This window comes from Sunxiuqinia dokdonensis (genome assembly GCF_001270965.1).
GTDB classification, from domain to species: domain Bacteria; phylum Bacteroidota; class Bacteroidia; order Bacteroidales; family Prolixibacteraceae; genus Sunxiuqinia; species Sunxiuqinia dokdonensis.
Map to the genome: position 1 here is coordinate 1 of NZ_LGIA01000011.1, position 19235 is coordinate 19235.

Annotated in this window: 18 protein-coding genes; 8 read left to right on the forward strand and 10 right to left on the reverse strand. The window is 45.3% G+C overall.

Annotation, left to right across the window (positions count from 1 at the left end):
* The 6 genes from NC99_RS00910 to NC99_RS00925 all read right to left on the reverse strand — a co-directional run.
* Nucleotides 1–1325, reverse strand: a 1325-nt coding sequence (locus tag NC99_RS00910) for a thioredoxin domain-containing protein (RefSeq protein ID WP_157624332.1), incomplete at its 3' end; no start/stop codon positions are given.
* A gap of 386 nt (nucleotides 1326–1711) precedes the next feature.
* A complete protein-coding gene (locus NC99_RS22025) occupies nucleotides 1712–1861 on the reverse strand; it encodes a GxxExxY protein (RefSeq protein WP_162231116.1) in 150 nt (49 codons plus the stop codon).
* A 324-nt stretch (nucleotides 1862–2185) separates the two neighbouring features.
* Nucleotides 2186–2566: a GxxExxY protein gene (locus NC99_RS00915; RefSeq protein WP_053178907.1), complete on the reverse strand. Its 381-nt coding sequence runs from the start codon at nucleotides 2564–2566 to the stop codon at nucleotides 2186–2188.
* A 157-nt stretch (nucleotides 2567–2723) separates the two neighbouring features.
* Complete coding sequence (locus NC99_RS00920; protein WP_262509294.1) at nucleotides 2724–3359, reverse strand: PhzF family phenazine biosynthesis protein; 636 nt, start codon at nucleotides 3357–3359, stop codon at nucleotides 2724–2726.
* Nucleotides 3337–3510, reverse strand: a complete 174-nt coding sequence (locus tag NC99_RS22540; protein WP_262509295.1) for a PhzF family phenazine biosynthesis protein — start codon at nucleotides 3508–3510, stop codon at nucleotides 3337–3339. The genes NC99_RS00920 and NC99_RS22540 overlap by 23 nt, the downstream gene beginning before the upstream one ends.
* A gap of 3 nt (nucleotides 3511–3513) precedes the next feature.
* Nucleotides 3514–5931, reverse strand: coding sequence for a TonB-dependent receptor (locus NC99_RS00925; protein ID WP_082326242.1), 2418 nt, complete (start codon nucleotides 5929–5931; stop codon nucleotides 3514–3516).
* Nucleotides 5932–6194: 263 nt separating this feature from the next.
* Between NC99_RS00925 and NC99_RS00930 the strand changes: the two genes are divergently transcribed.
* From NC99_RS00930 to NC99_RS00940, 3 genes are read left to right on the forward strand one after another with little or no spacing between them, the layout of a single operon-like run.
* Nucleotides 6195–6605, forward strand: a complete 411-nt coding sequence (locus NC99_RS00930; RefSeq protein ID WP_053178910.1) for a PD-(D/E)XK nuclease family protein — start codon at nucleotides 6195–6197, stop codon at nucleotides 6603–6605.
* A gap of 54 nt (nucleotides 6606–6659) precedes the next feature.
* Nucleotides 6660–7076: a hypothetical protein gene (locus NC99_RS00935; RefSeq protein WP_053178912.1), complete on the forward strand. Its 417-nt coding sequence runs from the start codon at nucleotides 6660–6662 to the stop codon at nucleotides 7074–7076.
* Nucleotides 7077–7078: 2 nt separating this feature from the next.
* The gene (locus NC99_RS00940) at nucleotides 7079–7258 is read left to right on the forward strand and encodes a hypothetical protein (protein WP_053178914.1); all 180 of its coding nucleotides are present in this window, start codon (nucleotides 7079–7081) and stop codon (nucleotides 7256–7258) included.
* Here NC99_RS00940 and NC99_RS00945 read toward each other — a convergent pair.
* Entirely contained in the window at nucleotides 7246–7893 is a 648-nt protein-coding gene (locus NC99_RS00945; RefSeq protein WP_082326243.1) for a YkgJ family cysteine cluster protein, read from the reverse strand. The two genes, NC99_RS00940 and NC99_RS00945, sit on opposite strands and share 13 nt — an antisense overlap.
* Nucleotides 7894–8042: 149 nt before the next feature.
* Between NC99_RS00945 and NC99_RS00950 the strand changes: the two genes are divergently transcribed.
* Nucleotides 8043–9293, forward strand: coding sequence for an isoprenoid biosynthesis enzyme family protein (locus tag NC99_RS00950; RefSeq protein ID WP_053178917.1), 1251 nt, complete (start codon nucleotides 8043–8045; stop codon nucleotides 9291–9293).
* 43 nt (nucleotides 9294–9336) lie between these two features.
* Here NC99_RS00950 and NC99_RS00955 read toward each other — a convergent pair whose 3' ends face one another.
* A complete protein-coding gene (locus NC99_RS00955) occupies nucleotides 9337–10488 on the reverse strand; it encodes a glycosyltransferase family 4 protein (protein ID WP_053178920.1) in 1152 nt (383 codons plus the stop codon).
* A 421-nt stretch (nucleotides 10489–10909) separates the two neighbouring features.
* On the opposite strand from NC99_RS00955, the gene NC99_RS00960 reads away from it, so the two are divergent.
* Complete coding sequence (locus tag NC99_RS00960) at nucleotides 10910–13903, forward strand: PEP/pyruvate-binding domain-containing protein (RefSeq protein ID WP_053178922.1); 2994 nt, start codon at nucleotides 10910–10912, stop codon at nucleotides 13901–13903.
* 69 nt (nucleotides 13904–13972) lie between these two features.
* On the opposite strand, the gene fabD is transcribed toward NC99_RS00960, so the two are convergent.
* Both fabD and NC99_RS00970 read right to left on the reverse strand, forming a co-directional pair.
* A complete protein-coding gene (gene fabD / locus NC99_RS00965) occupies nucleotides 13973–14860 on the reverse strand; it encodes an ACP S-malonyltransferase (RefSeq protein WP_053178924.1) in 888 nt (295 codons plus the stop codon).
* A 144-nt stretch (nucleotides 14861–15004) separates the two neighbouring features.
* Complete coding sequence (locus NC99_RS00970; protein WP_204374857.1) at nucleotides 15005–16714, reverse strand: M23 family metallopeptidase; 1710 nt, start codon at nucleotides 16712–16714, stop codon at nucleotides 15005–15007.
* A 141-nt stretch (nucleotides 16715–16855) separates the two neighbouring features.
* Here NC99_RS00970 and NC99_RS00975 point away from each other — a divergent pair, with 141 nt between their 5' ends.
* From NC99_RS00975 to rny, 3 genes are all read left to right on the forward strand, one after another.
* Nucleotides 16856–17149: a hypothetical protein gene (locus NC99_RS00975; RefSeq protein WP_053178929.1), complete on the forward strand. Its 294-nt coding sequence runs from the start codon at nucleotides 16856–16858 to the stop codon at nucleotides 17147–17149.
* Between the two features lie 15 nt (nucleotides 17150–17164).
* The gene (locus NC99_RS00980) at nucleotides 17165–17458 is read left to right on the forward strand and encodes a cell division protein ZapA (RefSeq protein WP_053178930.1); all 294 of its coding nucleotides are present in this window, start codon (nucleotides 17165–17167) and stop codon (nucleotides 17456–17458) included.
* A gap of 120 nt (nucleotides 17459–17578) precedes the next feature.
* Nucleotides 17579–19129: a ribonuclease Y gene (rny, locus tag NC99_RS00985; RefSeq protein WP_053178932.1), complete on the forward strand. Its 1551-nt coding sequence runs from the start codon at nucleotides 17579–17581 to the stop codon at nucleotides 19127–19129.
* The last annotated feature ends 106 nt before the right edge of the window (nucleotides 19130–19235 follow it).

The following is a 19235-nucleotide window of genomic DNA, read 5'->3' on the forward strand; positions in this document are numbered from 1 at the left end:
TCCGCCAATTCCAGGTATTCAGCGTTCCCAAAGGCTTGGTAGGCATCCACCAGGCCCGAGATGGCCAGTGCATTCCACGAAGTCAGGATTTTGTCATCCAGCCCCGGACGAATGCGCTGTTCGCGCGCTGGAAGCAGGATTTTGTGCCATTTGCTAATTTTTTGTTTCAACTCCTCCAACGACAATTCATGTTTTTTAGCGAAGGTTTCATCGACTTGTTTTCGAAGCAGAATGTAGTTTCCTTCTTCCCAATAGCCGGTTTCATTCACCTGGTAGTAGTCGGAGAATAGAGGAAAATCATCACCCAACAAATCTTGCAGTTCGGATTTTTGCCACACGTAAAACTTGCCTTCTTCACCTTCGCTGTCGGCATCCAGCGATGAGTAAAAACCGTTTTCAGGTGAAAGCAATTCGCGTTTCAGAAATTCGATGGTTTGTTCCACAACTTCGTGGTACAGGGGTTTTTGTGTTTTTTGAAAAGCTTGGGCATAGACAGATAAAAGTTGAGCGTTGTCGTACAGCATTTTTTCGAAGTGCGGAACTTTCCATTGCGTATCGGTTGAGTAGCGCGCAAAGCCACCGCCAAGCTGGTCATAAATCCCGCCCATCGCCATTTTGTCGAGGGTGTTTTCCACATGGTCTTGCGTTTCCAGATCGTTTGCTTGGTGCGCCCAGCGCAACAGAAATTGCAGGTTGTTGGGCATCATAAACTTGGGGGCACCCTGGCTGCCGCCTTCCTGCCGGTCGAAGTTTGGTTTCCAGCGTTGAACCGCTTCTTTCAACTGATCCAGTTCCACCAGCTGACTGTTTTTACTAATCGGGACCAGGTTGCTTTCGCGGATTCCTTCGCTTAAGCGTTCGGCATATTCGAGCGTTCGTTCCGGATTTTGGTGATGATAGGCCTGTATTTGTTCCAGCGCGTTTATCCATACTTCTTTTTGAAAATAAGTTCCTCCCCAGATTGGACGTCCGTCGGGCAGGGCAATCGCGTTTAACGGCCAACCTCCGCGCTGGGTCATCAGTTGCACGGCGCTCATGTAAATCTGGTCCACATCGGGGCGTTCTTCCCGGTCGACTTTAATGCACACAAAATGTTGGTTCATCACCCGGGCAACTTCCGGATCTTCAAACGATTCGTGCTCCATCACGTGGCACCAATGGCAGGCAGCATAGCCAATACTGATGAGCAGCAGTTTGTTTTCCCGGCGGGCCTGGCTCAGGGCTTTATCGCCCCAAGGCATCCAGTTGACCGGGTTGTGCGCATGTTGCAGCAGATAAGGCGAAGTTTCATAAATGAGTTCGTTGGTATATTGATGTACTTCCATAACTTTCCGAATGTTGTGTTTATACCGATTATTAACTCAAACAAGAGGACGTTCTGAAAGTTTTTCGGAGTCAAGTTTTGTGTATATGTGCATCAGGAAAACGGTAGAAGACCATTGAACACTATTGAAGATGGTCGAACACAATTATTTTCAACAGTGTTGGGAGTAGGACAAAATTTTGTTTCGAAAATAATTTCGTGAGGGAATTACAAAAACGATATTTAATGACAACGAAATGCGCGAAAGACACAAAAAGAGATAGGCCTACGACGTAATTTTGTCCTGCCAGTCCCAGCGAATCCGGGAGCTTTTGACGGATTAAAAATTGCAGGGCAATTTCTGTTCGTGTTTTTCGGGATTCGAGTTAATGGCTCCATATCGGTCGTTTAGTTTCCGCCTTGGGATGGGACCCAAAGTTGATCAACAGGCCCAATTCCATGCCAGTTGCTTTCCAAAAATCCACATCCGATTTCTTTGTAAACTTCAAACGCAGCCCCTTGAATCTTATAGGCTTCTTCAGCATAGATTAGTTCCATTGTTATATTTTATTTGGTGAACTTTAGTGCATTTCGTTGTTTCGTATAAGAATCGGGGATTTAGTCGCATACCAAACAAAAATAATACACTTTAATCGATATCAACCCATATTAAGATTGAAAGGGCGTACGACAAAATTCCCTTTCAATAATAATTTCATGAGGGAATTACAAAAACGATATTTAATGACAACAAAAAACGCGAAAGACACAAAAGAGATACGTCTTCGACGTAACGTGCCCGGCCTGCTCCGGTAAAACCGGGAGCTTTTGACGGATTAAGAATTGCAGTGCAATTTTTGTTCGTGTTTTTCCGGATTAGAGTTAATGGCTCCATATCAGTCGTTTAGTTTCCGCCTTGGGATGGGAACCAAAATTGATCAACAGGCCCAATTCCATGCCAGTTGCTTTCAGATAGTTTAAAACTTGTGCCTGATGTTCGTTTGTAAATTCTTTCACAGCCTTGATTTCCACAATTATCTTTCCATAGCAGATAAAATCAGGCTTGTACGTTTGCCGAAGTGCTTCTCCTTTATATTTCAGCTTTAACTCACATTGGGAGGAAAAAGGGATTCCCTGCATCGAAAATTCATTTTCAAGACACTCCTGGTACACTGCTTCCAAAAATCCACATCCGATTTCTTTGTAAACTTCAAACGCAGCCCCTTGAATTTTATAGGCTTCTTCAGCATAGATTAGTTCCATTGTTATATTTTATTTGGTGAACTTTCGCGCATTTCGTTGTTTAAATATGGGGAATAGGAATTTTGTCGCACACCCACAGTATTCAATGTTTTCAACTTCTTTTAATTTGGTCTTGGAGCATCATGCATTGAGGTTCAGCTTCTATTTCCCAGCGAATTCAATCCAAAAAGATTTCGCCCCGCAAGTAGGTTTTGGCTTTTCCGGCAATCAGTACCCGATCGCCTTGTAAGCTGCATTGTAATTGACCTCCCCGCGCGGAGATTTGCCTGGCCGACAAGTCTGTTTTTCCGAGCTTCTCAGTCCAGTAGGGCATAAGAGTGGTGTGCGCCGAACCGGTCACCGGATCTTCGTCAATGCCAACGCCGGGCGCAAAAAAGCGACTGACAAAATCCACTTCATTTCCCGGTGCCGTAGCGATGATTCCACGAGCCCCGGTTTGGGCCAATGTGCCAAAATCCGGCTTCAACTGCTCAATGTCTTTCTCCGTTTCGTAGATCATCAAAAAGTCGGTTTTGCCCATGTAGCAAGCGCTTGGCTTTTTTCCCAATGCCTGGGTTAAGCTTGTCGGTTCTTCGATGGGGCGAATTTCATCCACCGGAAAATTGAGTTCCAGCAAATCGCCTTTTTTTGATACGGTCAACTCACCACTTCGGCTGCCAAACGAGATTGTGTTTCTGGGGTAAGCCGCTTCGTTGAAAATTACGTAAGCTGTGGCTAAAGTGGCATGTCCGCACAAATCAACTTCAGCTTTGGGCGTGAACCAGCGAATTTCAAAGCCTGCTTGGGTAGGCACAAAAAAAGGCGGTTTCCGATAGGTTGTTTTCCAGGGAGATGGCCTGCATAGTTTCATCGCTCAGCCATTCGGTTAAGGGAACAACGGCTGCCGGATTTCCCTGAAATAGTTCTTCGGCAAAAGCATCGACTTGAAAAACAGGAAGTTTCATAAACTAGAATTTTACGGTTAATTTGAGGTTTAATTTTCTGTTCGTCAGGTAATTGGGTACAGCAAACATGTCGCCACTGTGGCTTGAAGCCCAAAAGTACGAAACGGTATTGTTGATGTCGAGCAAGTTGAGCACTTCGAGGCTAAGCGAGAGGTCTTCCACCTGCTTGAGCAGTTGGCTGGAAGATCGGGTTTCGGGGCCAATCAGCACTTTGGAGAAGCCGATGTCCAAACGGCGGTAGGGGGGCATTCGGAACGTGTCTTGGTAACGTTCGCCATTGGGTGGGCCGGTTGGCAGGCGCGAACCGAAGAAGGCGGCCAGGTGCATTTTATAGCTTGGATTTCCGGGGAAATAGTCTTGGAAGAATAAGCTTAGGTTGATGGTTTGATCTGTTGGACGAGGAATCCAGCCGTACCCGTCACCTACGATGTTTTCCTTGGTCTGCAACAGCGAAAGGCTGGCCCACGACTGCACGCCGCTCACAAACTCGCCATTCACCTTGAAGTCCAGTCCGGCAGCATAACCAGTGGCTTCCTGATTGCCCAGATAACGAATCTGCACGTTGTCGATCTGGTAAGGGATTAGGTGCGAAAAGTATTTGTAATACAATTCCGAAGTGAGTTTAAACGGACGGTCCCAAGCCTGGAACAAGTAATCGGAGCCCAACACGAACTGGGTTGACTTTTGCGCTTTAACATTGGGATTGATATTCCCATCGCGGTCTTTTAGTTCTTTGAAAAAGGCTGGTTGCTGGTAAATTCCTCCGGACAGGCGAAAGGCAAAATTGGCGTGCCAATCGGGGTAATACTTGATGGCGAAACGCGGACTTAGCAAAAACTCTTCGGAATAATCCCAGTAATGGAAGCGGAGTCCGCCAGTAAAATAAAGCTCCCCTTTGTTGATGGGCACGGCATAGGTATCTTGTAGATGGCCTGAAAAACGGCTGGTGCGCATCTGGTTGTTGGTGTTGACTACGCGGAAAAGCTTCACTTCCTCATCGGAGTAGGGAAGCGAATAGCCGGTTGAATCGCGCATTTCCCATTCATTCATCCGGTCGTCAATGTCTTCAATCTGAAATTTAACTTCCCAATTCAGCAAATGGCTGGTGCTGTTGTAAGCGCCTTTATGCGAAAAGCTAAAAACGCTGGCCTCCAGCTTGTTCCTGGCATGATTCAGAAAGGTGCCCACACCCAGGTTGAGCACGCTATCGCCGTGCGATTCGGAGGCAAGGTCGCGCTCCAGTTCGTTGAGGTAATAATCGCCCAAAATGTCGTAGTTCACTTCTTCGCGGGTTTGAAAAGCGGATGCGATAAATTTAAGATTGAGCTGGTTATTGGGATGATAATTGGCCGACAGCGCTCCAAGCGAGGTGGCAAACTGATCTTTTTCCTGTCCTTCAAAATAGATTTTGGTGTTGTAGGCGGTTTGAAAGGTTCCGAAAGTTGTTTCCCGGGTTTCGGGCACAAAATGGTAATTGTTCCGGGCCACATTTCCCAGAAATGACAAGTCGAATCGGTCGGAAAAGTGGTAGGTGATGTAAGTTTGAATGTCGATAAAGTTGGGATCATAATCTCCTTGTTCATCCAGGCTTCCGAGTAGGTAGCGGTTGGTTTTGTATCGGACACCACCAATGTAGCTTAGCTTTTTGTTCTCGCTCAGGTCTTCTACATGCATGGTTGCGCCTAGCAGACTGACACTGGTACTTCCTTTAAATTCCGTTGGTTTGCGGTATTTGATGTCGAGCACCGACGCCATTTTATCGCCATATTTGGCATCGAAACCACCTGCCGAAAACTCGATGGTTGACACCATGTCCGAATGAATAAAACTCAATCCTTCCTGCTGGCCCGATCGCACCAGGAAAGGGCGGTAGATTTCAATATCGTTCACATACACCAGGTTCTCGTCGAAATTGCCGCCACGCACCGAATATTGTGCGCTCAGCTCGTTATTGGATGAAACACCGGGAAGTGTTTTGATCAAAGCTTCGACGCCGCTGCCGGTTGCATTGGGCATGCTGCTGGTGAAAACCGGATCGATCCGGCTCATATTGCTGTTGGCACGTTTCCGTCCCGATACTTCTACTTCGTCAATTTCCTCGGTGTTGATTTCCAGTTGAATATTGATTTCCAGCCGCTCTTCACGAATCACTCGAATCGATTTTTCCTGCGTATGATAGCCGGTGTATGAATAAATAAACGTGATTTCCTGGTTGGCCGGAACCCGGAGCAGGTATTTTCCCTGGCGGTCAGTGGTTGTGCCAATCGGAAGGTTTTTGAGCGCCACATTGGCCAGTTCTACCGGTTGCCCATTTTCTCCGCGAACGATTCCAAAAACAGTTGCGTTGCTGCGCTGAGCCATTGTCGGTGATGAAAGGAGCAGGCACGCGAATAGGATTAGCAAAGGTTTTAGCAATTTCATGCAAACAAAAATAATACACTTTGTTTGATATCAACCTATGACTGAAAGGGTGTACGACAAAATTCCCTTTCAAAAATAATTTCGTGAGGGAATTACAAAAACGATATTTAATGACAATGAAACATGCGAAAGACACAAAAGAGATACGTCTTCGACGTAACGTGTCCAGCCTGTCTCGGCGAAATCGGGAGCTGATGATCTCTACTCGTTCTGTTTTGAATAAATTGTGCTTAACTTTATGTCTTTAATTTTCAGATGAAAATATGGAACGACGCGATTATCTGATTCATCAAATACAGGAAATGGGCGCTTTTTTGGCCCGGTTGATTCTTCGCCTGAAAAAGGAGCATCAGCCCGCGGCCCAGCTGAAATCTGTGCGTGTGGAGCTGGAACAGGAACTGGGCCAGCGTTTAGATGATATTCTTTTTCTGGAGGATCAGGCTTTTGTTGCTGTCCTGGAAGAGAAGTTACTGTCGGACGACAATATGGTGCAGTTTGCTTCCTTGCTAGAACAACTGGGCGATGTGGCACTGGATGGTGAGACTTTTTTTCGGCAGCAGATTTATTATCGCAAGGCCTTGGTTTTGCTGGATTTTGTTGAGCAAAAGAGTCAAAACTATTCGATGGATCGGCAACAAAAAATGGTCGATCTCCGTACGAAACTGAACGGTTAAGAATATTTCGTTTGATGAGAACGATAAGAAATTCATTCACGAAAGTTTATTCTGATGAAAAAGCAGAAGCCCTCAAAATCATTAAAGAAATACCGGCTTGAACTGGTTGGCCTGGTGGCCAGGAGCAATGAAATTTTCGAAAAGCAGCTGTCCTACATCAGTGTTGGTGCAATTGCTGTTTCCATGGCCTTTGTGAAAGATATAACAGGCGATGTGGCCACCACCAACCATAAAGCTTTGCTGATTGTTGGTTGGGGACTTTTGGTGTTGACGCTGTTGGTTAATCTGTGCTCACATATTTGGGCAAAAAACAAGCACAATAGAACAATCAGCGAAATTGATGCCGGAAAATATAGCCGAAGTTCGGCGGTTCGCCGGCTAAAGTATATTGATTGGGTGAATTTCGCTACGGTGGTGACGCTGGTTCTTGGAATTATTTCAATTGTACTTTTTATGACTCTAAATTTATAGCGATGGAAGATCAACTGGCAAATAACGAAGATTTCAATCGGTTAATTCCGGACGACAAGCTGGATGAAATTGTAGATAAAGGGCTTGGTGGTTCACCGCCACCATCGGCAAAGACCGACCAAAATCCGGTGGATCGTGGGCTCGGCGGATCCACGCCGCCAACTGGCGACTATTCGGATTGAAACAAATGCAGCAATCCTTCCTCCAGCCTGAATTCTGCGATTTCAATATCCGCTTCCTTCAGCGCCGCGATAAAACCTTCGTTCATCATGCGACCGGCCATCAGCGGAAATTCAAGCAAGGCCGGGTAATTTTCTTCATTTGTTGGATTTTGATAAAATTCGATGCAAGAGCCAACATTGGTTGAAAGGTAAATCCGGCAAGCCATCGGTCGGGCAGCGTACACGGAACATGTCCCGTCTTTCAGCAGCGGACACGGGCTTTTGAAATTCAGCACCGACTGCTCGTCCAGTTTCGATGTTGTTTGGTTTTTGGTAGCTGCTTTCGCTTTAATCTGTCGAATTCCCGCAGAATCAAAATGTTTTTGAACGAAATTTCCAAGGTAATGCAACTCATACGAGTTGGCAAAAACAGCTTGGTGGCAACAATAATTACATCCTTTTTTGCAGTGAATCGGCTGGTCTTGTTTTTGAGCCATGACCGCTAGCGAGTCGATCAGTTGGTCAATGGCCAGGTACAGTTGTTCCATCGCCCGAAACAAATCCTCTTCGTTGTATTCATTTTTAGCAGCTTCTTTTCCCAATTGGTAACCGTCGTTGTAAAAAAGCTGTTCGTATTCTGATCGGCTGGAATTCATGTTGATACAATTTTGTTGCAATTTAGTTAATCGGATTTGAATATTATCCCCTGTTTTATCGATGATTTCCACCCTTTGATCGGAAAAATGTTCTGTTTATGGAAGCCTTTGTTTTTATTTGTCGGTATCATTTCGTAAAAACTAAAGTAATGGAAAATCGTCGGTTAACCAATCAGTTTATGAAGGTCTGGGATCAATCCAGGGAGCAGCGGCCCGACTGGGGAACTTCGCATGCCGTGGCAGAAAAGAAGTTTCGGGAAGCCAGTGTGGAGCAGTTTTTCAAATCGATGAAGAAGCTGGACACAGACATGCTTTCGGTCTATTCGGAATCAGATTTCTTAGATGAACTGGTTTTGTCGCAGTTGCGCGATTTGTTTTTGAATGCATTTTCGTATCGCTGTGAAGAAATTGATCAGATGTTTTCGCCGGAGATGATGCGATCAACCAAAAACTTTATTAAACAGGCTCGCAATTTTGATTCGGAGCTAACGGTGATCAGCGTTTTTCAGGCATGCCGCAATGTTTGGATCATGAATGGCTTGCAGCTTATTTTAGGACGCTGTGTTGAATTAACTCCTGCTATTTTTGCTTACAGCATGCTTTACCCTTACACCGATAATTTTGTGGACGATCCGCTGATTTCACCCGCCGAGAAGTTGGAGTTCAGCCAGCGTTTTGCCAGTCGGTTAGCCGGAAATCAGGTTGATCCGAAAAATCTACAGGAGGAAAAAATCTATCAGTTGGTGGAGCAGATTGAAAATCAATATGACCGACGGCAGTATCCCGGTGTTTATGATTCGCTATTGGGAATCCACCAGGCGCAAACGGAGAGCATGCAGCTTTTTCAGAGCAATTCGGTTTCAGAAGAAGAAGCGCTGCGGATTTGCCTGGCCAAAGGCGGAGCGTCCGTTTTGGCCGATGGTTATCTCATTGCCGGTAACCTCAGTGAAGCGGAAAAGGTTTTTCTGTTCGGATATGGCGCTTACCTGCAGCTGTTGGATGATATTCAGGATGTGAAAGAAGACTTGGCCGATGGCGTGATGACCGCATTTTCAAAAGTAGCTCAAACGCGCCATTTGGATCGAATGGTTTACAAGACCTACCATTTTGGCGAACATGTTTTAAGCAGCTCGAAACCATTGCTAGATCGGAGTGAGCTGAACTTTAAAGCGTTGTTGCAAAAAAGCATCTTGCTGTTTTTTGTCGAATCGGTGGCCATTGACAAGCAGTTTTACAGTCAGCAATTTCAAGATGAACTTGAGCGTATTTCTCCTTTGTCGTTTTCATTTGTGCGGTCGAAACGAAACTTTTTCACCCCGAAAAAACACCTTCTGCTGGAAAGATTGGAAAAGCTGACATCTTCCTCCGAAGTAAAAAACATGATGCTGTCGGGAGATTAGAGCCTGCTCGTCGCCGGAGATTTGCAAATGATCCGGAATTCGATTAAGAATTTTTTCTTCGAAAATTAGACCGGCTGCCATCTGTTTTTACACCCACAGGCAAAAGTCTGATAATCTTGACTTTTTCTGTTGCAATGTATTTTGCCGCCTGAATTTGTTTCGATTTGAGATTGATGACGGCAACAGCAAAAAAGCTGGAAGCCAGTAGTACAACGAAACCTGTTGTTATATCGACATAGAATTGGACTGTTAAAGCCATCAGCGTAAAAAATAAAGTGTATCCGAGCAGCAGCCCACTGGCTGTAAGATGCGGCAAACCAGCTTTGATTAACAGATGGTGGATGTGGTTATTGTCAGGCGAAAAAGGCGACTTTTTTTGGTAGATACGAATGGCAAATACCCGGATGGTATCGGTAATCGGCACGATCAATAAACCAATAACAACCAGTGGTGCCTGTTTAAAATGGACCGGGTTTGCCACAACGGCATTGAGTTCGTTGAATGTGATGGCGAGCGTGCCCAGGGTGATTCCCAAAATGAGTGAGCCCGTGTCGCCCATGAAAATTTTATTCTTGCCGCCCCAAAGGTTAAATCGCATAAATGCCAGCAGACTGGCTGCCACCGAGGTGCAAATAATTGCGTAGCTCATGGCCCCAACGGCAAAAAACCAGGTTCCCAAAATGGAACAAACCAAAACCCCGATTCCGGCGGCTAATCCATCAATTCCGTCAATCAAGTTGATGGCATTGATTAGAAAAAGCAGTATGAATACGGATAATGGAATGCTCACCCAAGGCGCGAGTTCGGTTAAACCAAATAATCCGTATGCTTGTGTGATATGATAATTGCCCATGATGACCAACAGGAGTGAAGCCGCAACCTGAACCAGAAATTTCTTTTTTGCCGAAATCACCAATAGATCGTCTTTCAGTCCAATGAAAAACATCATCATAACCGCGACGTAAAGATACCGGAGTTCGGTCAGTTTGATGTCGGGAAGAAATACCAGAGTGCTGATGTTGAATGCAATAAAAACGCCCACACCACCCAACGTAGGAATTACGGTGGTATTTAATTTTCGCTGGTTGGGGACATCCATCAAATTTTTCGCTTTGGACACCCGGACAACAGGAGGAATAATGAGGTAGGTAATTGCAAAACTGGCAATAATGTTTAATAGTAACGTAAGGTCCACGAGATTCGGTTTTGAATTAAATTGTTACAAAATTAATAAACTACAACAATGGACGTTGATTTTTGTGTTTTATTTCATGAACTGCACTTTTTGGGGCCTAAAACCCCTCGAAACTCAGACGAACGAACTTTTCACCTCAAAAAAGTGATGCTGTTTTTGCCCGTTTTTTTGTTGATTTTCGATGATTATGGTTAAGTGGACGTCGGTTTTTTACCAAAGGGTCGGATCAGGGAATGCATGAGATTAAAAATTTTTGATGGACTTATTGAGAGCGGAAATGAATTCACCGGCATTTTTGTTGGCGACCGATGGATTTTTAATAATTTCAAGCGTTTAAATAGTCAAGTTGGAGATGGAGGTCAAGCATGCTTTTCCTTCAAGTTTCCGACAAGTCAATTTGGTTTCTGCTAAATCATTACAAATGGATAATCTGGATAACATTTCCCTGTCCTCAATTTACAAGCGCAAAAAGAGCGATCGCGACATTTTTGAAGAATTGATGCCCACCAAAGTGAAGGAAGTTTTGCTGGTTGCTACCCTTTATGACAGTTATTCGATTGTTCGCGAAGGGCAGTTTACCGATAAGATTTTCGGTGAGTTTCTGCAATTGAATTTGTACACTTACCCTCGCTTTACCAGTGTCAATTCCGAAGAGGACGCCCTGAAAATGATGGAGGAGCGCGATTTCGACTTGGTCATCATCATGGTTGGGGTCGACAAGGATATTCCGGTGAAAATGGCGGATGTCTTGCATGATGCCAATCAATGCATCCCGATTCTTCTGCTTGTAAACAACAACGGTGATCTGCGTTACTTTCAGGAAGCAGCCAACCAGTTCGACTCCATTGATCGCGTATTTGTGTGGAATGGAAATTCGAACGTGTTTTTGGCAATGGTCAAATATATCGAGGATAAAAAGAACATCGAGGCTGATATCAAAAACGGAAACGTGCGCATGCTTTTGTTGGTGGAAGACTCGATTCAATACTATTCGCGCTACCTTCCCATGTTGTACACCAATATCATGACGCAGACCCAGAACCTGGTGCAGGATGAGTCGGCTGACGATTTGCATATGATTTTGAAGATGCGTGCCCGGCCCAAGGTGATTTTGGTTAGCACCTATGAAGAAGCCGTGGAGATGCTCAATAAATATCGCGACTACTTGCTTAGTGTGATTTCGGATGTGCGTTTTACTCGCAACGGGGTGGACGACCCGGAAGCAGGTATCGAACTGCTTAAATATGTGAAGCAAATACTGAGGTTTCCGGTTCCCTACCTGTTGCAGAGTCACGATGTAAACAATGCCGCGCGTGCCCGCGAAATTGGTGCTGAGTTTATCAACAAAAACTCGGAAAGTCTGTCGATGGATATTCACAACTTTATATATAAACGGCTGGGATTCGGAAGTTTTGTGTTTAAAGATATGTCTGGAAACCCGATCATGGTTGCCCGGAATTTGCAAGAGTTTCAGGAAATGTTCAAGTTGATTCCTGATGAAGCTTTGTCGTATCACGGGAAGCGCAATTCGTTTTCAACCTGGCTGATGGCGCGTGGCGAGATTAACATTGCCGAGCAGTTGTTGCCCTATCGTTTCGAGGATTTCAATAGCGCCGACGAGTTGCGCAACTTTTGCCTCGATGTGTTTGAAAAGGTGCGGGTGAAAAAGATGCGGGGACGGATCATTAATTTCGATTCGGCTATTGTTGACAGCGATCGCTACATTATCCGCATGGGAAAAGGTTCGTTGGGCGGAAAAGGGCGCGGCATGGCTTTCATGAGTAATTTCATCGAGAACATCGATTTCAAGAAAATTATCCCCAACATCAATATTCGCATTCCTGCCACCGCAGTAATCGGCGCCATCGAGTTCGATAAATTTCTGGAAATCAACAATCTTTACGAGGAAATTTACAGCAACAACGATTATGAGCACATCAAGGCGATTTTTTTGGAGTCGCATTTGAGTGAAGGACTGAAAGCCAAGTTGTTTCGTTATGTCGAAGTCATGAAAGGCCCTTTGGCTGTGCGTTCTTCGGGTTTATTCGAAGATTCGCTTCTGCAACCATTTTCGGGTGTTTATGCCACGTATTTGTTGCCAAATAATCATCCGGACAAGTATGTGCGGTATCAACAGCTGATCAACGCCGTGAAGTTGGTGTACGCCAGCATTTTTACCGAGTCGGCCATTTCGTATTTCGATGCGGTGAATTATAAAATTGAAGAAGAAAAAATGGCGGTCATTATTCAAACGCTGGTCGGGCAAGAGCACGACAAACGGTTTTACCCGTCCATTAGTGGGGTGGCTCAGTCGTACAACTATTATCCGGTTTCGTATATGAAGCCGGAAGATGGCTTTGCCGTAGCGGCTATCGGGCTGGGCATGTATGTGGTTGGGGGTGAGCAGGCTTTCCGGTTTTGTCCAAAGTATCCAACCATCAATCCAACCTTGGTGCGCGACCAGGTGCGCGATTCGCAAAAGGAGTTTTACGCGCTCGACATGTCCAACCCGAACGTGAATATTGTGACGAACGGTGAAGATGCTGCAGTCCGGAAATTCAAAATCAGAGATGCGGAGCACGATGGCTTTCTTCAGCACTGTGCTTCGGTTTACGATTTGGAGAATGACGATCTGGTTCCCGGAATTGACTTGAAAGGACCCCGGGTAATTGATTTTGCCAATATTTTAAAGTACAACTACATTCCGCTGGCCGATACGCTTCGATTTTTGTTACGCTTGTTTCGCGAAGCCATGGGCTCACCAGTCGAAATGGAATATGCGGTGGATCTGGAAAAGGGCGACGGCGGATTGCCCACTTTTTATCTGCTCCAAATCAAACCCCTGATTCGTCGCGAGGAAGCCTTAAGTATTGATTTAGGCGATGTTGATAAGAATCGGGTTCTGTTGTTTGCCCGACAGGGTATGGGCAATGGCGAAGTGTCGGGTATTCGCGATGTCGTTTTTGTGGATCCCGAAAAGTTTGATAAGATGAATACCAAGGAAATCGCGCGTGAAATTCACCGGATGAATAAAAAGATGGATGCCGAGAATAAGGAATACATCCTGATTGGGCCCGGGCGCTGGGGAACGAAAGACCAGTTTACCGGAGTTCCGGTGATTTGGGCGCAAATTTCGCGCGCCCGCATCATCGTTGAAATGGGCTTGCCGGATTTTCCGCTCGACGGATCACTGGGATCGCACTTTTTTCACAATGTTACTTCAATGAACGTAGGTTATTTCGCAGTAAAACATGCCTCGCAGGAAGAAATCATCAACATGGCCATGCTCAATCAACAGCCCGTGGTGGAAGAATTGAACTATGTAAAGCATGTTCGCTTTCAGGAAGAACTGACCATCCTGATGGATGGAAGGAACCGGCAGGCTTTGATCAGTGTGGGTGAGCAGTCTTTCTAATGCTTTCACTTCGAACAAAAAAAGGTGCCACGTTTGCCGGGCACCTTCGGAATTGTTGTTGTATTGTTATTAAGCTTCGTAGTTGCTCACACCAGCAGTTTCGGCGGTGCGGTCAACTTTTTTAATCAAGCCCTGCAACACCTTTCCCGGACCAATTTCGGTGAATAGCGTGGCTCCGTCGGCCAGCATGTTTTGGGCCGTTTGTGTCCATTTTACCGGTGCCGTTAATTGGGCAATCAGGTTTTCCTTGATGGTTTCCGGGTCGCTTACCGGTTGCGCATTCACGTTTTGATATACCGGGCAAAGCGGCGTGCTAAAAGCAGTGGACTGAATCGCCGCAGCCAGTTCTTCGCGTGCAGGCTCCATCAGTGGCGAGTGGAACGCGCCGCCAACCGGCAGTTTCAATGCACGTTTGGCTCCTTTTTCTGTCAGCATTTCACAAGCTTTGTCGATACCGGCAATTGAGCCGGAAATGACCAGCTGGCCGGGACAGTTGTAATTCGCCGGAACAACCACCTCCTCAATCGATGCACAAACTTCTTCAACCACTTCATCTTCCAGCCCAACAATGGCTGCCATGGTCGATGGCTCCAACTCGCAGGCTTTTTGCATGGCTTGCGCACGTTGCGATACCAGGCGGAGTCCGTCTTCAAAATTTAAGGTGCCGTTGGCCACCAAGGCCGAAAATTCGCCCAGCGAGTGTCCGGCAACCATTTCCGGTTTGAAGTCGGCCAGCGTTTTGGCCAGAATAACCGAATGCAGGAAAATAGCCGGTTGTGTGACTTTGGTTTGCTTGAGGTCGTCGGCACTGCCTTCAAACATGATATCGGTGATGTTGAAGCCGAGAATTTCGTTGGCTTTATCAAACAGTTCTTTGGCAACTGGCGAGTTTTCGTACAGGTCTTTTCCCATGCCCGGAAACTGGGCGCCTTGCCCTGGAAATACATATGCTTTCATAGTAAACGCGTTTAAGTTACAATTGCGGCAAAGTTAAAATGATTTTCGTGGCGTGAAAAGTATTTGAAATGATTGAGCTAAAATCGCTTGACATTTTAACACTTGCTGTCGACTATTGAAATTGAAAGTTCAATAGTTTTTGTATTAACGATAAAACGTGGCTTCGTAACGAGTCGTATTGGCTTTGCTATCCGTCACGGTTAGTTGCAGTAAATGGTTTTTTCCGAATTGAAAACGCTCTTTGTCAAATTCGTAGGTGATCAGACTATTTTTGGCATCATATTCAAACAAAACCCATTGGCCGTCGATTTCGCCGCGGTAAGTGCTGATGCCCGAAAAATCATCATCAATTTTGAAGCGAATTTGGTGCTGCTCAGTTAGCCGGTTCTGGTTCACAATGCTCAGGGGGCGAATGGTTGGTGGAACAGTATCGACACTGATGGCAAAAGTTCCCATTTGTCGCACACGGGCCATGACCCAGCCATCTTCATAATTCCCGCCCATTGACCATTTTTTGCCGCTTTTTTCATCAATCACCGCAATCAGCGATTTTGGCTTCAACGAATCAGGAACTCCATCTGCTTTTAGTTTCAGCAAATAGGAGTTGTGCACCGGCGTGCGATCGTTGTGCAGCTGGTAAAGCGGAGAATAATACAGGTTATTGGCCGGTTTGGTTTCAAAGTCAAGCTTGAAATCGGAGTAAAAGGTTCCGGGCATGAACAGCGCTTGAAGACCCGCGGTTTCAAAATCTTCTTTTTCATCGTGTCGGATTAATCGGCCTGTTTTTTCAAGCCTGGCAAGACTCACCGCTTTCGATTGCACACGGAATGTCAAGGTGCTGGTGTTACCATAGGTGTCGTTAATTTCGTAGGTGATTTGGTGCAGTTGTCCATCCGACAGGTTCACCACGCCGCGGTTGACCAGCAAGGGATAGTTGTTTAGTTTATTTCCCGGATCAACCCAACTTTTTTGCAGCCTTCGGTAATGCTGGCGGTAGTGATTGTAATCAATGTGGCTGTTTAAAAAGCGGGTTTCGGCAAAACTCAGTTCGTTCATCAAAAAGGTGTAAACCGGATCGCCGTCAACTGCCAGTTTAATTTCGTAAATGCCGCACTTGCTCCAGCTTCCGTCCAGGTAATCGAGCGCCTGGAGCCCAAATCCAATATCACCATAAACTGAAAAGGTGGGATTTCCTTTTAAATGATAGGCTCCATCGTAATAAACCGTTTCAATCACCCGCTCGCTCGATCCTCCGGCTACATGGGCATCGTCAGACAGGGGATAAATAGCTGCCGATAGAATTTTGGGTTTCATGTTGTCGGTTACCGGAAAATTGAAAAGTAAAGGGTTCAACGGATTCTGACTTTCGGTATTTCGAATTTCGAAGTGGAGATGCGGCCCGCCCGAGCTTCCGCTGTTACCACTGAGCCCAATTTGCTCGCCTTTTTCAACCCGGAAAGTCCCTTTCGGAACAGCCAGGTCAACAGCAAACGATTGGCGCTCATATTGAATTTCGCGGGCATAGGCCTGAATATCCTCCCGGAAACTCAACAAATGTCCGTAAACAGTTGTTTGTCCGTTCGGATGATCGATGTAGAGTGCCAGCCCAAAACCAGCGGGGGAAATGTAGATGCGAGAAACGTCGCCCGCAGCTGCTGCATAAATGGGGAGTCCGTTTTTCCCCTGCGTCTTAATGTCGATGCCGGAATGAAAATGATTGGAGCGTAATTCTCCAAAACTTCCGGAAAGCAGGATTGGAATATCAACCGGCGATCGAAAGTATTCACGGTCAGGAGCTTGGGCTGAGACCAGTGATGAGAATAACAGAAGTGAAATCAGAAAACGCAAGTGCATAAAGAAATCTATTAGTGTTTTGTGTTTAAAACTGAGCATTGACAGAATTGTTGTATGGCAGGTTTCAATCCTTAAAATAAAACGATCATCGTATTAACTATCGGGCAAAAATATTAATTTTGTCGAAGAAAGCATGCTGTAATGACCGAGCAAGATCAATATCTAATTGATGAATTTAAGACAAGAATCAGACTGCTGATTGGGAAGCAGAACAGTTTGAAAAGTGAAAACGGACAATTGCTGGAGCAGCTACGAAACTTGCAGGATGAATTGGCTAAAATTCGTAAAGAGAATGAATTGCTGGTTAAAAAGTATGACAATTTAAAGTTGGCAAAAGTTTTTATGGCTTCGGATGACGAAAAGCAGGATGCGAAGCAAAGGATAACAAAAATAGTGCGGGAAATTGATAAATGTATTGCTCAGCTGAATGTTTAGCAGATACAGGACGAGATGACGAAAAAGCTTTCAATAAATATTAACATCGATGGTCGGATTTATCCATTGACCATTATGAAGGAGCAAGAGGAGAAGTACAGGAAAGCTGCGAAAATACTCAATGAAATACTTCTTCAGTACAAAAAAAAATATGCTGAAAACGATTCAAAAGATTTTCTTGCGATGGCTGCTTTTCAGTTTGTATTGAGGAATCTGGAGTTGGAAGAACGAGTTGATGAGTCTCCATTTATTGAAAAAGTCAAGGAACTTAACGAAATGTTAGGGGATTATTTGTCGATAAACGAGTAAAATAGATAGAATCGTTGAAGCCCGCTTTTGATTCAGTCCCAAAAGAATTATATCTTGGGAGTGGATTTTTAGGCAGGCTTTTTTTGTTTAATTATATATATAAAGTAATACTTATTTGAAATGGAAATTATATACGCTATTTCTGGTTTTCTGCTTGGGGGTGTGCTTTCCTATTTTTTATGGGACCGGGCGCTGAAGAGTAAGAAAAGGAAAATTATAAAGGAGGCCGAAGTTGAAGGCGAAGTCATTAAGAAGGACAAAATCCTTCAGGCAAAGGAAAAGTTCTTGCAGTTGAAAACAGAACATGAAAAGTTCATCAACGAAAAGAATAATAAAGTAGGGCTGTTGGAAAACAAACTGAAGCAAAAGGAGAGTGCTTTTTTGCAACGGCGCGATGAGCTGCAACGGAAAGTTAAAGAATTTGAACAGACGAAAAAGGAAACCGACACGATTCGTGAAAACCTGACCAACCAGCTAAACGTCGTTCAGCAGAAAGAAGAAGAGCTGGATAAAATGCACCGGCAGCAGGTTGAACAGCTGGAAGCCATTTCAGGCTTGTCGGCCGAGGAAGCCAAAAACCAGTTGGTGGAGTCGTTGAAAGGGGAGGCCCAAACGGAAGCTATGTCTTATATCAATGAGATTATGGAAGAAGCCAAGCTGACGGCCAATAAAGAAGCGAAAAAAGTGGTGGTGAAAACCATTCAGCGCGTGGCAACCGAAACAGCCATTGAAAATTCGGTGACGATTTTCCACATTGAAAGCGATGAGATCAAAGGACGGATTATTGGTCGCGAAGGACGGAACATCCGGGCCTTGGAAGCTGCCACCGGCGTTGAGATTATCGTTGACGATACGCCCGAAGCCATTGTGCTTTCAGGCTTTGATCCGGTTCGGCGCGAAATTGCCCGCCTGGCTTTACACCAGTTGGTGACTGATGGACGGATTCATCCGGCACGTATTGAAGAAGTGGTGTCGAAGGTGAAAAGGCAGGTTGAAGAAGAAATTATCGAAACCGGTAAACGGACCGCGATTGATCTGGGGGTACACGGATTGCATCCTGAACTGATTCGGATGATTGGTAAAATGAAGTACCGTTCGTCATACGGCCAAAACCTGTTGCAGCACTCGCGTGAGGTAGCCAACCTGTGTGCCATTATGGCTTCGGAGCTTGGATTGAACACCAAATGGGCCAAGCGTGCCGGCTTGTTGCACGATATTGGCAAGGTGCCCGACGACGAGCCGGAGTTGCCACATGCTGTATTGGGGATGAAACTGGCCGAGAAATTTAAAGAGAAACCGGAGATTTGCAACGCCATTGGAGCACACCACGATGAAGTGGAGATGCAATCCTTGTTGGCTCCGATTGTTCAGGTTTGCGATGCCATTTCAGGCGCTCGTCCCGGCGCCCGGCGCGAGATTGTTGAGTCGTACATCAAACGGCTGAAGGCTCTCGAAGATTTGGCCCTTTCATATCCAGGCGTATTAAAAACCTACGCCATTCAAGCAGGTCGCGAACTGCGGGTAATTGTTGGTAGCGATAAGATTTCGGACAAAGAATCAGAGCAACTATCGTACGATATTGCCAAGCATATTCAGGACGAGATGACGTATCCCGGACAAATTAAAATTACCGTGATTCGTGAATTACGAGCCGTCAACTATGCGAAATAAATCAAAGTAAGCAACATAAAAAAGGAAGTGATTTTCACTTCCTTTTTTTATGTTCTCATCTTTCAGGATGCCCAATAACCAGGGGCTAATTAGTTAATCCTTATGA

Coding starts and splice junctions, on each gene's coding strand:
- NC99_RS22025 (WP_162231116.1), bottom strand. CDS start 1,861: ATGGAACTAATCTATGCTGAAGAAGCCTATAAGATTCAAGGGGCTGCG.
- NC99_RS00915 (WP_053178907.1), bottom strand. CDS start 2,566: ATGGAACTAATCTATGCTGAAGAAGCCTATAAAATTCAAGGGGCTGCG.
- NC99_RS22540 (WP_262509295.1), bottom strand. CDS start 3,510: ATGAAACTTCCTGTTTTTCAAGTCGATGCTTTTGCCGAAGAACTATTT.
- NC99_RS00925 (WP_082326242.1), bottom strand. CDS start 5,931: ATGAAATTGCTAAAACCTTTGCTAATCCTATTCGCGTGCCTGCTCCTT.
- NC99_RS00930 (WP_053178910.1), top strand. CDS start 6,195: ATGGAACGACGCGATTATCTGATTCATCAAATACAGGAAATGGGCGCT.
- NC99_RS00935 (WP_053178912.1), top strand. CDS start 6,660: ATGAAAAAGCAGAAGCCCTCAAAATCATTAAAGAAATACCGGCTTGAA.
- NC99_RS00940 (WP_053178914.1), top strand. CDS start 7,079: ATGGAAGATCAACTGGCAAATAACGAAGATTTCAATCGGTTAATTCCG.
- NC99_RS00945 (WP_082326243.1), bottom strand. CDS start 7,893: ATGAATTCCAGCCGATCAGAATACGAACAGCTTTTTTACAACGACGGT.
- NC99_RS00950 (WP_053178917.1), top strand. CDS start 8,043: ATGGAAAATCGTCGGTTAACCAATCAGTTTATGAAGGTCTGGGATCAA.
- NC99_RS00960 (WP_053178922.1), top strand. CDS start 10,910: ATGGATAATCTGGATAACATTTCCCTGTCCTCAATTTACAAGCGCAAA.
- fabD (WP_053178924.1), bottom strand. CDS start 14,860: ATGAAAGCATATGTATTTCCAGGGCAAGGCGCCCAGTTTCCGGGCATG.
- NC99_RS00970 (WP_204374857.1), bottom strand. CDS start 16,714: ATGCACTTGCGTTTTCTGATTTCACTTCTGTTATTCTCATCACTGGTC.
- NC99_RS00975 (WP_053178929.1), top strand. CDS start 16,856: ATGACCGAGCAAGATCAATATCTAATTGATGAATTTAAGACAAGAATC.
- NC99_RS00980 (WP_053178930.1), top strand. CDS start 17,165: ATGACGAAAAAGCTTTCAATAAATATTAACATCGATGGTCGGATTTAT.
- rny (WP_053178932.1), top strand. CDS start 17,579: ATGGAAATTATATACGCTATTTCTGGTTTTCTGCTTGGGGGTGTGCTT.